This is a genomic window from Corynebacterium sp. HMSC062E11 (assembly GCF_001811845.1).
In the GTDB taxonomy this organism is placed as follows: domain Bacteria; phylum Actinomycetota; class Actinomycetes; order Mycobacteriales; family Mycobacteriaceae; genus Corynebacterium; species Corynebacterium hesseae.
This window is the reverse complement of sequence record NZ_KV806816.1, coordinates 84009-100019: the sequence shown is the minus strand read 5'-3', so window position 1 is coordinate 100019 and position 16011 is coordinate 84009. Positions and strand designations below refer to the sequence as shown.

10 protein-coding genes are annotated in these 16011 nt (G+C 64.7%); 3 read left to right on the top strand and 7 right to left on the bottom strand.

Annotated features, from left to right (window positions below; all coding sequences use genetic code 11):
* Positions 1-178: 178 nt before the first annotated feature.
* Positions 179-4951 carry a type I polyketide synthase gene (locus HMPREF2822_RS08720; RefSeq protein ID WP_070523792.1) on the top strand — a complete coding sequence of 1591 codons (4773 nt, stop codon included), beginning with the start codon at positions 179-181 and terminating at the stop codon, positions 4949-4951.
* Complete coding sequence (locus tag HMPREF2822_RS08715) at positions 4948-6495, top strand: acyl-CoA carboxylase subunit beta (RefSeq protein ID WP_369815759.1); 1548 nt, start codon at positions 4948-4950, stop codon at positions 6493-6495. The genes HMPREF2822_RS08720 and HMPREF2822_RS08715 overlap by 4 nt, the downstream gene beginning before the upstream one ends.
* A gap of 269 nt (positions 6496-6764) precedes the next feature.
* On the opposite strand, the gene HMPREF2822_RS08710 is transcribed toward HMPREF2822_RS08715, so the two are convergent.
* From HMPREF2822_RS08710 to trmB, 6 genes are all read right to left on the bottom strand, one after another.
* Positions 6765-7778, bottom strand: a complete 1014-nt coding sequence (locus tag HMPREF2822_RS08710; protein ID WP_070523786.1) for an HNH endonuclease signature motif containing protein — start codon at positions 7776-7778, stop codon at positions 6765-6767.
* Between the two features lie 127 nt (positions 7779-7905).
* Positions 7906-8253 carry a DUF3054 domain-containing protein gene (locus HMPREF2822_RS08705; RefSeq protein WP_070523783.1) on the bottom strand — a complete coding sequence of 116 codons (348 nt, stop codon included), beginning with the start codon at positions 8251-8253 and terminating at the stop codon, positions 7906-7908.
* Positions 8254-9264, bottom strand: a complete 1011-nt coding sequence (locus tag HMPREF2822_RS08700) for a lysylphosphatidylglycerol synthase transmembrane domain-containing protein (protein WP_070523780.1) — start codon at positions 9262-9264, stop codon at positions 8254-8256. It lies immediately after the preceding gene.
* Positions 9261-11609 (bottom strand): MMPL family transporter, encoded by a 2349-nt coding sequence (locus HMPREF2822_RS08695; RefSeq protein ID WP_070523777.1) that lies wholly within the window; start codon positions 11607-11609, stop codon positions 9261-9263. Before HMPREF2822_RS08695 ends, HMPREF2822_RS08700 begins: the two co-directional genes overlap by 4 nt.
* Positions 11610-11616: 7 nt before the next feature.
* Positions 11617-12228: an NYN domain-containing protein gene (locus tag HMPREF2822_RS08690; protein ID WP_070523775.1), complete on the bottom strand. Its 612-nt coding sequence runs from the start codon at positions 12226-12228 to the stop codon at positions 11617-11619.
* Positions 12228-13001 (bottom strand): tRNA (guanosine(46)-N7)-methyltransferase TrmB, encoded by a 774-nt coding sequence (gene trmB / locus HMPREF2822_RS08685; protein WP_070523772.1) that lies wholly within the window; start codon positions 12999-13001, stop codon positions 12228-12230. The genes HMPREF2822_RS08690 and trmB overlap by 1 nt, the downstream gene beginning before the upstream one ends.
* A gap of 357 nt (positions 13002-13358) precedes the next feature.
* On the opposite strand from trmB, the gene HMPREF2822_RS08680 reads away from it, so the two are divergent.
* Entirely contained in the window at positions 13359-15179 is a 1821-nt protein-coding gene (locus HMPREF2822_RS08680) for a phosphoenolpyruvate carboxykinase (GTP) (protein WP_070523769.1), read from the top strand.
* A gap of 55 nt (positions 15180-15234) precedes the next feature.
* Here the strand turns inward: HMPREF2822_RS08680 and HMPREF2822_RS08675 are convergent, their stop codons facing one another.
* On the bottom strand, positions 15235-15999 hold the full coding sequence (locus HMPREF2822_RS08675) for a class I SAM-dependent methyltransferase (RefSeq protein WP_070523766.1): 765 nt from the start codon (positions 15997-15999) through the stop codon (positions 15235-15237).
* Positions 16000-16011: the final 12 nt, after the last annotated feature.

The window sequence follows — 16011 nt, the reverse complement described above, 5'->3', positions numbered from 1 at the left end:
TACTGCGGGGCGGGGGTTGCTGCTGCCTGTGGGTATGTCGGTTATGAAACCCAAGTTAACAAAGTGAGATAATTGGTCGATAACCCCTATGTACGCTTCGACGTGCGCGTTTTTGTGCTGCGCAAAATCGAATGCAGAGTTAGATATTTTTTAGTCCGCGTAAGAAAGCTAGAGATTTATGACCGTTGAAGAGCTTCGTGGCTGGTTGCGCACCTGGGTCGCGCAGACCACCGGCCTGTCGGCAGAGGAAATCACGGACACCAAACCGCTGGAGAATTTTGGGCTGTCCTCGCGTGATGCAGTGGTCCTTTCCGGCGAATTAGAAAACCTCCTCGGCATTAAGCTCGAGCCCACCGTGGCCTACGAGTACCCCACCATCGCGCAGCTGGCTGAGCGCCTGGTCAACGGTGCAGCCGCTGCAGGGGAGAGCGCACCGAAGGAGGCGTCGCCACGCCCGGCCCCCATCGCGGGCGGTGACATCGCCGTCATCGGCTATGCCGGCCGCTTCCCGGGCGCTAAAAACGTTGATGAGTTCTGGACCATGCTCGTCGAAGGCCGCGCCGGCACCGGCCCGCTGCCCGTCGGGCGCTGGTCGGAATACTCTTCTGATCCCATTACCAGCGAGAAGATTGAGCAGCAGAACACCGACGGTGGCTATATCGAGGACATCGCTTCCTTCGACCCCGAGTTCTTTGGTCTCTCCCCGCTGGAGGCGGCCAACATGGACCCGCAGCAGCGCATCCTCATGGAGGTCTCGTGGGAGGCCCTCGAGGACGCCGGCGTGCCCGCCAACCAGCTGCGCGGAACCGCCACCGGTGTCTACATGGGCTCCACCAACAATGACTACGGCATGCTCATTACCGCCGATCCGGCCGAGATGCATCCCTATGCCATGACGGGTACGTCCTCGGCGATTATTGCCAACCGTCTGTCCTACGCCTTCGATCTGCGCGGCCCTTCCATCAACGTGGACACCGCGTGCTCCGCCTCCCTCGTGGCGGTCAACCAGGCGGTCAAGGACCTGCGCGTGGGTGCGGCTGATACGGCACTCGCCGGCGGCGTGAACATCCTGGCTTCACCCCACGCCTCCATCGCCTTTAGTGAGCTGGGTGTCACCTCTCCCACCAGCGCCATCCACGCCTTTTCCGATGATGCCGATGGCATCGTCCGCGCGGATGCCGCGGGCGTGCTCGTGCTCAAGCGCCTCGAGGACGCCGAGCGCGATGGCGACACCATCCATGCCGTCATCAAGGGCACCGCGGTCAACTCCGACGGCCACTCCAACGGCCTGACCGCCCCCAACCCGGAGGCGCAGGTCGACGTCCTCGAGCGCGCCTATGCCGACGCCGGCATCCGCCCGCAGGACGTGGACTACGTCGAGGCCCACGGCACCGGCACCATCCTCGGTGACCCCATCGAGGCCACCGCGCTCGGCCGCGTATTGGGCCCGGGCCGCCAGGCAGCGAACCCGACCCTGCTGGGTTCTGCCAAGACCAACATCGGCCACTCCGAGTCCGCCGCCGGCGTGGTGGGCCTCATCAAGGTCATCGAAGGAATGCGCCACGGCGTCATCCCGCCGAATATCAACTACGCGGGCCCCAACCGCTATATCGATTTCGACGCCGAGCACCTCGAAGTGGTCGAGGATCCGCGCGAATGGCCCGAATATTCCGGCCAGAAGGTCGCGGGTGTCTCCGGCTTCGGCTTCGGCGGCACCAATGCCCACGTGGTGTTGACCGACTACCGCGGGCTGACCCACCAGGACGCCCCGCAGGTCGCCATCGGCGAGGGGCAGCCAGTGGCCCTGCCGGTCTCCGGCCTGCTGCCCTCCCGCCGCGCCGCAGCGGCTTCCGACTTGGCGGACTATATCGAGGCAGAGAACCCGAACCTGCTTTCCCTGGCCCGTACCCTTGCGCGCCGCAACCATGGGCGCTCGCGTGCGGTAGTGGTGGCGTCGTCCAGCGAGGAAGCTGTCAAGCGCCTGCGACAGGTCGCCGAGGGAACCGTCTCCGTGGGCATCGCCGCGGCGGATTCTCCCTCCGTCCACGGCCCCGTCTTCATGTACTCCGGCTTTGGCTCCCAGCACCGCAAGATGGCCAAGGACATGATTGAGATCTCGCCGCTGTTCAAGGAGCGCCTGGAGGAGCTCGACGCCATCGTGCAGCGCGAATCCGGCTGGTCCATCCTGGAGCTGGTGCACGACGACGCCCAGACCTACAACACCGAAACCGCGCAGGTGGCCATCACCGCCATCCAGATAGCGCTGACGGATCTGCTCGCCACCTTCGGCGTGCGCCCTGCCGGCGTTATCGGCATGTCCATGGGTGAGATCGGCGCGGCCTATGCTGCGGGCGGCATCACGGCGGCCGACGCCATGCTCATCGCCTGCCACCGCGCACGCCTGATGGGGGAGGGCGAGGCCTCGCTTCCCGACGATCAGCAGGGCGCCATGGCCGTCGTCGAGCTCTCCGCCGAGGAGATTGACGCCCTTCCGGGTTCCATCGAACCTGCCGTGTACACCGGCCCCGGCATGACCACCGTCGGTGGTCCGCGCGAAGAGGTCCTCGCGCTGGTGGAGCGCCTCGAAGGCGAGGGCAAGTTCGCCCGCGCGCTCAACGTCAAGGGCGCGGGCCACACCTCCGCCGTCGACCCGCTCCTCGGTGAGCTCTATGCGGAGATCGCTGGCATCGAGACCCGTCCGCTACACACGACGCTCTTCTCCTCCGTGGACCGCGGCAAGGTCTACCGCCCCGGTACGGTGCTGCACGATGAGGATTACTGGATCCGCATGACCCGCAAGCCCGTCTACCTGCAGGACGCAGCGGAGGCAGCCTTTGCGGCGGGCCACATGCAGATCGTTGAGATTTCCCCGAACCCGATTGCGCTCATGGGCCTGATGTCCACGGCCTTTGCTGCGGGCAAGGCGGATGCGCAGCTGCTCTATAGCCTGAAGCGCAAGGTGGATCCCACCGAGTCGCTGTTGGATCTGCTGGGCAAGCTCTACGTCGCGGGAACTCCGGTGAACTACACTAAGGTCTTTGGCTCGGGCGCGCTTGTCGCCGCCCCGCATACCCGCTTCCGCCGCCAGCGTTTCTGGACCAACGCTCGTCCCTCGTCGGGTGTGTCCGGCCTGCCGGGCGCGCGCGTGACGCTGCCGGAGGGCGCGGTGGCGTTCTCCACGAACGCTGACCAGGCGCCGAGCGCGCTGGCCATCCTGGAGGCCGCCGCCGAGGCCGTCACCCCGGGCGCGCACATCGCGGCGAGCGAGGAGCACCTGGATCTGCCCGCGAAGGGCGAGGTCACCACCATTGTTCGCCGCACGCTGGGCGGGCTGTCGGTGGCGGTGCACTACGTGGATGGAGCGACCACCAAGCTTGTTGCGGAAGGTTTTGCCTCGACCCTTAACCTTGCAGAACCCACCCCGACGGCCGAGCCGAGCCTGCCGCAGGCCGTGACCGCGCCGCAGTTTGCTGACCCCGACGTGGGCGTCGACGCCGTGCGCTGGGACCCGGAGAAGGAGAGCGTGGAGGAGCGCTTGGCGCTCATCGTGTCGGAGTCCATGGGCTACGACGTCTCCGATCTCCCGCGCGAGCTGCCGCTCATTGATCTGGGCCTGGATTCGCTCATGGGCATGCGCATCAAGAACCGGGTGGAGAATGACTTCCAGATTCCGCCGCTGCAGGTGCAGGCGCTTCGCGACGCCTCCCTCGCCGACGTCATCACCATGGTCGAAGAGGCCGTGTCCGAGCAGCCCGATGCCGCAACCGCAAGCGCCGACGCGACCGCCGACGCACCCTCCGCGCTCACCGAGAGCGACGACACCACCCCAGACGCCTCCGCGGTGAGCGCGAAGGGCGGCGAAGGCGTGGGCGTTGCACCGCGCGATGCCTCCGAGCGCATGGTCTTCGGCACCTGGGCCACCTTCACAGGTACGGCCGCAGCCGGCGTGACCTCCGCGCTACCGCAGGTCAGCGATGAGGTGGCAGAAAAGATTGCCGAACGCCTCACCGAGCGCGCTGGCATCGAGGTCACTGCGCACCAGGTCCACGAGGCCGAAGCGCTGGAGAACCTGGCGGACCTCGTCCGCGAGGGCCTGGAGACTGAGGTCGAGGGCAATATCCGTGTCCTGCGCGAGGCCGATGGCCCCGCCGTCTTCATGTTCCACCCGGCCGGCGGCACCACCGTGGTCTACCAGCCGCTGACCCGCCGCCTGCCTGCCGACGTCGCCGTCTACGGCGTGGAGCGCCTTGAAGGCAGCCTGGAGGAGCGCGCCGCCGCCTACATCGAGGACATCCTGCACTACGCGCGCGGCCGCAAGGTCGTGCTTGGCGGCTGGTCCTTCGGCGGCGCGCTGGCCTATGAGGTGGCCTACCAGCTGCAGGAGCGTCAAGCTCGCGGCGAGGATACTGCTGAGGTTGCCTTTATCGCTCTGCTGGATACCACCCAGCCGGCTAACCCAGCGCCGAAGACACTGGAGGAAACCAAGGCCCGCTGGGGGCGCTACGCCGCCTTCGCCAAGAAGACCTATGGCCTCGACTTCGAGCCGCCCTACGAGATGCTGGAGACCGTGGGCGAGGATGCACTCATGGCCATGCTCGCGGAATTCCTTAGCTCCACCGACGCCTCTGAGCACGGCCTGTCCGCCGGCGTGCTCGAACACCAACGTGCGTCCTTCGTGGATAACCAGATTCTGGGCTCGCTGGATATGGGACGGTGGGCGTCGGTAAGCGTGCCCGTCATCCTCTTCCGCTCCGAGCGCATGCATGACGGCGCCATCGAGCTCGAGCCTGCCTATGCGGAGATTAACCCGGACGGTGGCTGGGGCGTTATCGTGAAGGATCTGGAGATTGTGCAGCTGCCGGGCGACCACCTGGCGGTTCCCGACGAGCCCGCAATCGGTATCGTGGGCAAGCACATGGAGGAATGGATCGAGGAGAAGATTCGGAAGTGACTAGCACCGCTGACAAGCTAGCGGACCTACGCGAGCGCCTCGAGCGTGCCCAGGATCCCGGCAGTGAACGCTCCCGGGCACGCCGCGATGAGGCCGGCCGCTCGACTCCGCGCCAACGCATCGCCGCGCTTCTCGACGAAGGCTCTTTCGTCGAAACCGGCGCCCTGGGCAAGACCCCCGGCGACCCGGATGCGATTTACTCCGACGGCGTGGTCACCGGCCACGGCCGCATCAACGGCCGCCCGGTGTGCATTTATGCGCACGATAAGACTGTGTACGGCGGTTCCGTGGGCGTGACCTTTGGCAAGAAGGTCACGGACATCATGGATTTGGCCATCAAGATTGGCTGCCCGGTTATCGGCATCCAGGATTCCGGCGGCGCGCGTATTCAGGACGCGGTGACGTCGCTGGCCATGTACTCGGAGATTGCCCGCCGCCAGCTGCCGCTGTCCGGCCGCAGCCCGCAGATTTCCATCATGATGGGCAAGTCCGCCGGTGGTGCGGTGTATGCGCCGGTGACCACGGACTTCATCATCGCCGTCGATGGTGAGGCGGAGATGTACGTGACGGGCCCGAACGTGATCAAGGAGGTCACGGGCGAGGAGATTTCTTCCCACGACTTGGGTTCCGCCCGCCAGCAGGAGCTCAACGGCAACGTGTCCGTCGTGGTGCCCTCGGAGGACGAGGCCTTCGACATGGTGCGCGATTTGCTCGACCACCTGCCGCTGACCTGCTTCGACGAGTCCCCGGTCTTCGACGCGCCTACTGATGACGAGGTAGCTGAGGACACCGAGCTGGATTCCTTCATGCCGGATGATACGAACGCCGGCTACGACATGATGGACCTGCTCACGCAGCTTGGCGACGATGACGATCTCATCGAAATCCAGGAAAACTACGCCCCCAACGTCATCACCGCCTTTGGGCGCATCGACGGCAAGGCCGTGGGCTTTGTGGCGAATAACCCGATGCATTCGGCGGGCTGTATCGACGCGGATGCCGCCGATAAGGGCGCGCGCTTTATCCGCATCTGCGATGCCTATAACATTCCGCTGGTCTTCGTGGTCGATACGCCGGGCTACCTGCCGGGCGTGGACCAGGAGAAGGCTGGTCTGATTCACCGCGGCGCGAAGTTCGCGTTTGCCGTGGTGGAGGCCACCGTGCCAAAGGTTTCGCTCATCGTGCGCAAGGCTTATGGCGGTGCATACGCCGTGATGGGTTCGAAGAACCTGACCGGTGATATCAACCTGGCGTGGCCGACAGCCCAGATCGCCGTGATGGGCTCGGCCGCCGCGGTGGTCATGATTGCCGGCAAGCAGCTCGAGGCTGCCGAGACCCCGGAGCAGCGCGCCATGACGAAGAAGGTGTTCATGGACTTCTACGACGAGACCATGACCGCGCCTTATGTCGCCGCGGAGCGTGGCTACCTCGACGGCATGATTAAGCCCTCCGAGTCGCGCTTGGCTCTGCGCCGCGCGCTGCGCCAGCTTGCCGATAAGCAGGAGAAGGACCTGCCCAAGAAGCACACCATCTCCCCGCTCTAGCGTCGTTTAAGCCTGGCGGCGGGCGAAGAAGGCCTGCGGATCGCGCTGAATTTTGTGTCTCGGCGTAACATGTGAGCCTGTTTTATCCGATAAGCCTAAAGACTAGGAATTCAATCAAAGGAGAAACCCAATGCTCTCTAGCGTTCTTGACCTCAGCGGTGACATCATCAACCTCGTCATCATGCTGCTCAACCAGGCCGGCGTGGACGTTTCCGCCCTGAGCTCGAAGTAAGCCAGCGCTTCTAGCCCCTCCTTGCGGAGGGGCTTTTTTAATCCCAGACCGGGCTGGGGAGGGGGACTGGTGGTCCGCCGTCGGGAGGCAGCCACGCCATGCGGCCTTCGATGCGGTCGATACGCCCGCGATGCGTAGGGCGGGCGGGGTCATCGTCATTGATGGCGTTGTGGTATTTACACAGCGGCACGAGGTTGTCGAGGTTCGTCGGTCCGCCATCTTGCCACCTTCTGATGTGGTGCATTTGGCATTCCGCGGCAGGTCTTGTGCAGCCGAGCCAAGCGCACGTCGGATGCTCTGCGCTGAGCAGGATTCGTTGCTTATCGTTGGCGAAGCGGCTGCCGTAATACACATTGACCGGCCCCTCGACCGGATGGAAGAGGGAGACGAAGCCACGCTCAGAAAACGTGGTGCGGAGGAACTCCGCGCCTGTCATCGTGCCGCCGTCGGTTGCCTGCAGAAGGATGTCATCGCCCTCGCCCCGCACAATCTTGTCCAGCTGTTCGAGGCGCACAATGACGTGAGCATGCAACGCCGGCTTCGGCGCGCCGCTTCCGGAAAAGACCTCGTGGACTGCCTTGAGCAGGTCCTCCGACGTGGCTTTGAGAGTGCCTACTAGATTGGCAATCGCGCGCGGGCGATCCGTGATGATGAGCTTGTGCATGCCGCCCGTGCTGCGTCGCACGCGGACGCCAGGAGTGGGCTCGGGTGTGAGCTCCGCGAGCCTGCGCTTCGCCACACCCGCAATCTCGCCTTCTGGGGTCGCACACAATTCCACGCGCAAGTCCCATGCCTGGCGCGAGTTCTTGACGCGCGCCACATGCCGCTCAATCTGCAGCAGCGTATCCAGCGCATGGTTAGTCTCCCGGGCGCGGCGCTGCTTGGCGCTGAAAGCAGTTTGGCCAAAATAAACGCGGTGAAGTCCCTCGAGCTGCCGCGCCACGCGCGGCGTCGCGCCCAGCGCCAGCATGTCCTCGTGCGTGTGCCCCGCGCACAAGGAGACGACGTGCATGCCGCGAGCGAGTACCCCGAGTAAGTCCCCCAACTTCATGCCTCACACACTAAACCGCCCCTAACTATCCCGCAACCGGAACGCCAAACTCCCAGCTCAAACGTCCATTTGCAAGGGCGTAAAGGGGTGAAAGGAGGTCGACGGGTAACCGACTATGTCACAGATTCTAGGCGCGGGAGCGGGAAGCAAAGGCCGCGATGGCTCGCCAGCCAAAGAAGAACAGCGCCGACATTACGGTGGCCACGATGAGGAAGGACCAGTGCGGCAGGCGGCCGTTGACCAGCATCCACAGGGCCATACCGCCAATGATGGCGCTCAGCCACACGACGACGCCCTCCTTCCACAGGCCGCTCAGCTTCGTCGCCATGATGATGATCCAGCCCACGAGCGCGCCCACGGTCCACGGCCAGAAGGCATCAACCCAGGAGCTAAAGCTCAGGCCACCATGCGCCAGGCGGGCGAAGATGGCGAAGAGGGCGAGAGCGAGGACGTCGATAAGCGGGGCAACGCGCATTTAGGATTCCTTCCGGTTCAACGCCGCGTAAGAAAAGCCATCGCGGGCGTAGTGGGCGAAGTAGATGACCCATCCAATGATAGTGATGAGCGCAAAGGAAATAAGCCGGTAGATGATGGCCGCGGAGGTGGCGTGCACCACGGTCAGGCCTGTCGCCACCAGAGGGGTGATGAGCGCGGCCTCCACCGTGCCCACGCCACCCGGGGTGACCTGCGCGGAGCCAGCCAGCTTCGCGGCCAGGAAGGCCAGGGCCACACCGGCCAGGGTGGTGTCATCAGCACCCGCGCGCAGCCACGGAATCTCCCCGGTCACCGCCCACACGGATGCCCACAGCGCAGCCATATCCCCCAGGCGGTGAACTAGCGACGCCCCGGCAACCACAGCAAAGGGGCCACGCGAAAGGTGGACCTCGCCGAGGTTGCGGACCTCCTGAATCGCGCGGTCCCGTTTCGGGCCGGGCCGTAGCTTGCGCAGCCAGCCCTCGAGGGTCACCGGGTGCGAGGTCAGCCAGAAGACGCCGCCGAGGGCGGCGAGCATGAGGACAACCGTGGTGATGAGCGACCCCAGAGCCATATCCGCGTTGAGGAAAAACACCCCGCCCAAGCCAATGAGTGCGAGGAACATCGAGCTAATGATCGAGGACAAAAACAGGAAGTAACTGCACAGCGCCACCGACGCACCCCAGCGGCGCTGCACCTGGAAGGTGAGCAAAGCCGAAAAGGCAGGGCCCGCCGGCAAGGTCGTGGACCAGGCATTGGAGGCCAGCGTGATGGCGTAGGTTTCGCGCAGCGGCACCTTGACGCCGCCCGCTCCGATGAGCCGCTTCATCACTTCCGCCATGCCCGCGATGGACAGCAGCGCGAAGAACACCACCAGCACCACGGGGAAAGGTTCAGTGTGGCGCAGGCGTTGTAGCCCCTCGGAGATGAAGTCCAGCTGGTCGCGGAAGAACCACGCCAGCGCGGCCAGAATCAGCAGGGAGACTATCCAGGTCAGCCAGTTCTTCTTCATCGATCATCCGTGGACTTAAGGCGCTTGACCAGCTCGGAGAAGGGGATGAGCTCGGTGTCGGTGTCGGCGCTGCGGTCCCCGCGTACAGGAGCATCGCTTGGCGACGCCTCCTCAACCTGTTCTGCTGAAGTCACAGGGGAGTGGGGCGCGTCGTCCTGCGCAGCCGGTGCGGCCTCTTCGTAGTTCAGCGCTGGGGCGGTGGGCGCCGGTGCGGCAGCGGATGCGGTGGCCAGGGCCGGCTCGGCAGCCGGGGCGTTGTCGCCGCCGAGGCGATGGGTAAGGCGGGTGAGGAAGCGCGGAGCCCACCAGTTGTCCTCGCGCAGGAGGTGCATGACGGCGGGGACGAGGAGCATGCGGACGATGGTGGCGTCGATAAGCAGTGCAAAAATCATGCCGAAGGCGATGTACTTCATCATCACGATGTCGGAGAAGCCGAAGGCCCCCGCCACCACGATCATGATGAGCGCGGCCGCCGTGATGATGCCGCCTGTGTGCGCGGTGCCCGCAGCGATGGCCTCGTCCGTGGACGCACCCCGGCGGCGGGCCTCCACCATGCGCGAGACCAGGAAGACCTCATAGTCCGTGGACAGGCCAAAGACGATGGCGATGATGAGCACCAGAATCGGGCTCATCAGCGGACCGGCGGTGTAGTTGAGTAGGCCGGAACCGAGGCCATCGACGAACATGAGCGTCAAAATGCCCAGCGTCGCACCCAGCGAGAGCAGCGTCATGATGATGGCCTTGAGCGGCAGGATGAACGAGCCGAAGACCAGCGCCATGAGGATGAAGGTGGCCAGAACCACGTAGAGGGCCATCCAGGGCAGTGTGTCGAAGAGCGCGTCGAGGGACTCGACCTCCATCGCCGGGGTGCCGCCGACATAAAGCTCCACGCCGTCGGGTGCCTCAATGTTCTCGAGCTCGTGGACGATGCGCGCGTAGTCCTCGCGGTCCTGGATGCCGGCGCCGAGGACGGTCGTGCCGTCGACGGTCGCGGTCTTCGGGCCCATCGGTTCGGTGAGGCCTTGGATGGAGCGGGCTTGCATGACGACGTCGACAAGCTGCTCGTTGGTCGCGTTCTTCACCACGAGCTTGACCGGCTCGGTGCGGAAAGAGGGAAATTGCTCGTTGAACTGGTCCTGCGCCACGCGCGCGTCCTGGTTGGGCGGCAGGTAGGTCTCGTTGATGCCGCCGAATTTCACGCCCAGCACCGGCATGGCCAGCGCGATGAGCAGGGCGCAGATGGCGGTGGTCATTAGACCCGCGCGGCCCATGGCCCAGCGCGGCATCCGGTACCACCACGTGTCCTCGATGCGGCGCCCGCGGCGCGAGGTCTTTCGCACAGTCCACTTGTCGATGTTGGGGCCCAGCATGCCAAACAACGACGGCAGCACCATCACCGACAGGAGTGCGGCGAGGCCCACCGCGGAGATGGAGCCATAGGCCACGGACTTGAGGAAGGCCTGCGGGAAGAGGAAAAGCCCGGAGAGGGATACGGCCACCATCGCGGCGGAAAAGACCACGGTTTGGCCCGCGGTGGCGGTGGTGATCGCCACGGCCTCCTTGGTATCGCGGCCCTTGTCCAGCTCCTCACGGAAGCGGGAGACCATGAACAGGCCATAGTCGATGGCCAGGCCCAGTCCCAGCAGCGTGACGACGGCCTGCGCGAACACGTTGACCTGCTGGAAGCCAGCCAGGATGGAAAGAATGCCCAGCGATCCCAAAATGGACAGCCCGCCCACGACGAGCGGCATGAACGCCGCCACGACGGAGCCGAAGACCACGAGGAGCAGCAGGCCGACGAGCGGCAGGGCGGCCTTCTCCGCGCGGGAGATGTCTTTGGACATGCCTTCATCCAGTGCGTCGGCCACGGCGGTGGCACCCGCTACCTGCACAGGGACGTCGGCAGCGTGCAACGAATCCTCGATGGCGCGGAAGTCCTTGAGGGTCTGCTCGCCGTCGCCTTTCAGCCCGATGGCGGCGAAGGCCGTGGAGTGGTCCTGCGTGATGAGGTTCGGGTTGCGCTTATCAAAGTAGCTGGTCACGGAGTCGATCTGCTCCGGGTGCTGCGCCTTGAGCTCATCCAGGAAGGCCTTGGCCTCGGCGGCGTGGGTTTCGGGGTCATCGAAAAGCAGGATGACGTCGCCGGAATTGTCACGGCCGAAAGTCTCGAGCTCGATCTGTGCCGCGCTTGTCGACGCCGCCCCCGGGTCCTCCCAGCCCTCCTGGCTCATCCGGTCACCCAGGCGGGTGCCGAAGCCGAAGAAGAGGCCGAGGATGAGACCCACGATGATGAGCGGGATGACCTTGCGGTGGGCATAGGAAAAACGGCCCCAAGAATAAAACATGCGGCTCCTAATTGTGCTCGGGCGCGCGGTCCGGCAGCAGTGCGGACAGCGGGCGGAAAGGCTGCAGCCAGGCGCCGCCTGGAGGCAGGTTGTCCAGGTTCACGCGCGGCAGCGGTTCGCGGAAGACACCCTCGATGTCTTCGAGGTCGACGAACTCGATATCGGGATGGGTCAGCGCCCAGGAGGTGTGCTCGTGGAATCCAAGCACGCAGGTGGGCAGGCCGGAAGCGGAGAGCTGCTCAAGCAGGTGCTGGAAGTTCTGGCCGTCGGCAGAAGCCACGATGACACCGGAGAGGTTCTCGCGGTTGGCCTTGATGTATTCGACCATGTCGGGGTCGACATCATCGTCCTCGTGGAGCTTTGGCTTGGCAAACACGGCGAAGCCGACGTTGCGGATAGCCTCGACCCAGGGGCGGATGACGTCGGCGCCGCCGGGGCTGACGTTGGTGAAAACGGCGGCCTCAGGGGTGGCGTCGTTATCGAAGGCCAGGTCCACCAGCCAGCGGCCGATGGCGTCGAAACGCGGGCGGTAGGCGGCGGTGGGGCGCCCCCCGAGGATGGCGCCGAGCCCCATGTCCATGTTGGGTGCGTCCCACACCAGAAGGTAGGTTCCGGCCATTACTTCTTCTCCCACAGGTACTCGGTGATGACGTGTTCCTTATCCAGGCCTTTGCCCTCAAACTTGGTGATGACCTGGCGGTCGGTGAGGATGGGGCACTCCGGCCAGGGCCAGCCCTTGTAGTCGAGGGAAGGCTCGACCTCGACGAGCTCATTAATCCATTCGGCGTAGCCGGCGTGGTCGGTGGCCACGTGGAGCACGCCGCCGGGTTTCAGGCGGGAAGCAAAGAGGTTGAGCGTGCCGGATTGGATGATGCGGCGCTTGTGGTGGCGGGCCTTGGGCCACGGATCCGGGAAGAAGATGCGGATACCGTCGAGGGACTCGGGCGCGAACATGCGCATGAGAACCTCGATGCCATCGCCGCGGACCATGCGGATGTTCTCAATGTCGTTGCGGATGATGGAGCCCAGCAGCTTGGCCAGGCCCGGCTTGTAGAGCTCGACGGCGATGATATTGGTGTCCTGCTCGAGTGGCGCCATGGCTGCGGTTGAGGTACCGGTGCCGGAGCCGATCTCGACGATGGTCTTCGCCCCCTCGCGGCCGAACCAGGCGGGGATGTCGAGGGGTTCGTCGGCAAGCAGGCGCCCCAACCTAGGCCAGTGCTCCTCGAAGAGGGCGTTCTGGTTGTCGGTGAGGGTGCCGCGACGGAAGGTCACGTTGCCGAGGCGTGGGTAGTCCAAATCATTGTTGAACTCGGCGTTGAAATCCGTCTGGAGGCCGCGGCCGTGAGGCATCTGCGCGGCGGGATTCTGGGAAGAGTCTGCGCTATTCATCAGTTGACATTGTTCCCTTAAGCAGGGGTGAGGGGCAACGTGCCGCGCCGTGGAGGGTGGAGGGGCGCCTCGGTGGAGGCCACACAGGACGCCGTGGGGGTAGCGGGACGGGCGTACGGGATGGGTGATCCACAGAAACGAAACCCCCGTATGGGGGCGATTGGGGGCGGTGGGTGCCATATTTCACACTCCGCTGTCCTCGACATAGTCGGTATGAACTGGGTGGATATAACCGGGGTGGCGGGCATTACACATTCTGTTATCACCAGTGTCCGTACTCTGGTTGGTGAAACGTCGTTGGGGGAACCTTCGGCGAAATAAAGCACCCTGGCCACACCGACCACAGGAGAATGTGAGATGACCGCAACTATTAAGGGCCTTGTAGGTGAACTGCCCACGAAGAACGAGAAGCTTATTTCGTGGATCAGTGAGAGTGTCGAGCTCTTCCAGCCGGAAGAGGTCGTCTTCGTAGACGGCTCCCAGGAGGAGGCTGACCGCCTCGCCGCCGAGCTAGTGGAAAAGGGCACCCTAATTAAGCTCAACGAGGAGAAGCGCCCGAACTCCTACCTGGCTCGCTCGAATCCTTCGGATGTTGCCCGCGTGGAGTCCCGCACCTTCATCTGCACCGAGACTGCTGAGGACGCTGGCCCGACCAATAACTGGGCCCCGCCGGCAGCCATGAAGGAAGAGATGACCGAGGCCTTCCGCGGCTCCATGAAGGGCCGCACCATGTACGTCGTGCCGTTCTGCATGGGCCCGATTAGTGATCCGGACCCGAAGCTCGGCGTGCAGCTCACCGACTCGGCTTATGTTGTGCTCTCCATGCGCATTATGACCCGCATGGGCCAGCAGGCCCTGGACAAGATCGGGGACAATGGCGACTTTGTCCACGCTCTGCACTCTGTGGGCGCCCCGCTGGAGCCGGGCCAGGAGGATGTCGCTTGGCCGTGCAACGACAAGAAGTACATCACGCAGTTCCCGGAGACCAAGGAGATTTGGTCCTACGGTTCTGGCTACGGCGGAAACGCCATCCTGGCTAAGAAGTGCTACGCGCTGCGCATCGCTTCCGTCATGGCGAAGGAAGAGGGCTGGATGGCAGAGCACATGCTCATCCTGAAGCTCACGAACCCGGAGGGCAAGAAGTACCACATCGCGGCCGCCTTCCCGTCCGCCTGCGGTAAGACCAACCTGGCCATGATTACCCCGACGATTCCGGGCTGGTCGGCAGAGGTCGTGGGCGATGACATCGCCTGGATGAAGCTGCGCGAGGACGGCCTGTACGCCGTCAACCCGGAGAACGGCTTCTTCGGCGTGGCACCGGGTACTAACTACGATTCCAACCCGATTGCCATGAAGACGATGGAGCCGGGCAACACCCTGTTCACCAACGTCGCGCTGACCGACGACGGCGATGTCTGGTGGGAGGAAATGGGCGAGGCCCCGGAGCACCTCATCGACTGGCATGGCAACGACTGGACCCCGGCTTCGACCACCAAGGCGGCGCACCCGAACTCCCGCTACTGCGTGCCGATTACGCAGTGCCCGACCGCTGCGCCGGAATTCGATGACTGGAAGGGCGTCAAGATTGACGCCATCCTCTTCGGCGGCCGCCGCGCCGATACCGTCCCGCTGGTGACCCAGGCCTTCGACTGGAACCACGGCACCATGATTGGTGCCCTGCTCTCCTCCGGTCAGACCGCTGCCGCTGAGGGCAAGGTCGGCGCCCTGCGTCACGACCCGATGGCCATGCTGCCGTTCATGGGCTACAACGCCGGTGACTACTTGCAGCACTGGGTAGATATGGGTGAAAAGGGCGGCGACCGTATGCCGGCCATCTTCCTGGTGAACTGGTTCCGCCGCGGTGAGGACCGTCGCTTCCTGTGGCCGGGCTTTGGCGAGAACTCCCGCGTTCTCAAGTGGATTGTGGACCGCATTGAGGGCAACGTCGACGCCGTCGAGACCGTCGTGGGCCACACCGCCCGCCCGGAGGATATCGACCTCACCGGCATCGACTTCGACATCGAGGACGTCCGCGAGGCCCTTTCCGTGAACCCGGCCGATTGGGCTGGTGACATGGAAGACAACAAGGAGTACCTGACCTTCCTGGGCTCCCGCGTTCCGTCTGAGGTGTGGGACCAGTTCACCGCGCTCAAGGAGCGCGTTGAGTCTGCCTCCTAATCATCGCGGTTAAACGGATGCTCCCCTGCGGGGGAGCTTTCGTCGTTTTAGGGGCTTAAGCGCGCAGGACGAGGACCAGGTTGGAGGTGAGGAACTCGCGCAGCACCGGCACCTTTGTTACCCACCAGGCCCAGGCAGGGTGGTAGCGCGGAAAGGCCGCGAGGAACTCTGCGCCCTGTGGACTCGGCGGAGCCACGCTGCGCGCCCAGTCCAAGCCCTCGCGGGCGGAGAGCGCAAAGAGCGAGGTGCCGAAGACGTTCTTCGGCGGGTGGCCGTGGCGGCGGGTATAGCGGTCGCGGGCGAACTCGCCGCCCACGTAGTGCTCCCACAGGCCGGTCTCGTGCCCGCCGAAGGGTCCCAGCCACACCGTGTAGCTCAAGATCACCAGCCCGCCGGGCTTGGTTACGCGCAGCATCTCCTCACCCATGTCCCACGGGTTGGGGATGTGCTCGGCCACGTTGGAGGAATACGTGATGTCGAAGATGTCATCCGCGAAGGGCAAGCTAGTGCCGTTGCCGCGTACGGCCTGGGCCACCTCGATGCCGGCGGCGGCCATCTCGCCCACGTCCGGCTCCAGCCCGACATAGCTGGCCCCGCGCTGGGCAAAGGCCGAAGCGAAATAGCCGGGCCCGCCCCCGACGTCGAGCACGCGCGCGCCGGTGAGGGAGAGGGAATGGTCGCGGGAGAGGGCGTCGACAAGCGCGGCGGTGTCCTCAGCCAGACCGCCATAAAAGACCGCGGGCGCTGTCTGCTCGAAGCGGAAGGAGCGCAGCAGCCGCCAGGAGCGGCGCAGTGTGGCCAAGGCGCGGGTGCGTTTCATAACCCACTAGGC

What these genes read in the sequence shown, in the direction of transcription:
- HMPREF2822_RS08675 (WP_070523766.1), bottom strand. Translation starts at nt 15,999, where the DNA reads ATGAAACGCACCCGCGCCTTGGCCACACTGCGCCGCTCCTGGCGGCTG.
- HMPREF2822_RS08705 (WP_070523783.1), bottom strand. Translation starts at nt 8,253, where the DNA reads ATGCGCGTTGCCCCGCTTATCGACGTCCTCGCTCTCGCCCTCTTCGCC.
- trmB (WP_070523772.1), bottom strand. Translation starts at nt 13,001, where the DNA reads ATGAATAGCGCAGACTCTTCCCAGAATCCCGCCGCGCAGATGCCTCAC.
- HMPREF2822_RS08720 (WP_070523792.1), top strand. Translation starts at nt 179, where the DNA reads ATGACCGTTGAAGAGCTTCGTGGCTGGTTGCGCACCTGGGTCGCGCAG.
- HMPREF2822_RS08690 (WP_070523775.1), bottom strand. Translation starts at nt 12,228, where the DNA reads ATGGCCGGAACCTACCTTCTGGTGTGGGACGCACCCAACATGGACATG.
- HMPREF2822_RS08680 (WP_070523769.1), top strand. Translation starts at nt 13,359, where the DNA reads ATGACCGCAACTATTAAGGGCCTTGTAGGTGAACTGCCCACGAAGAAC.
- HMPREF2822_RS08695 (WP_070523777.1), bottom strand. Translation starts at nt 11,609, where the DNA reads ATGTTTTATTCTTGGGGCCGTTTTTCCTATGCCCACCGCAAGGTCATC.
- HMPREF2822_RS08700 (WP_070523780.1), bottom strand. Translation starts at nt 9,264, where the DNA reads ATGAAGAAGAACTGGCTGACCTGGATAGTCTCCCTGCTGATTCTGGCC.
- HMPREF2822_RS08710 (WP_070523786.1), bottom strand. Translation starts at nt 7,778, where the DNA reads ATGAAGTTGGGGGACTTACTCGGGGTACTCGCTCGCGGCATGCACGTC.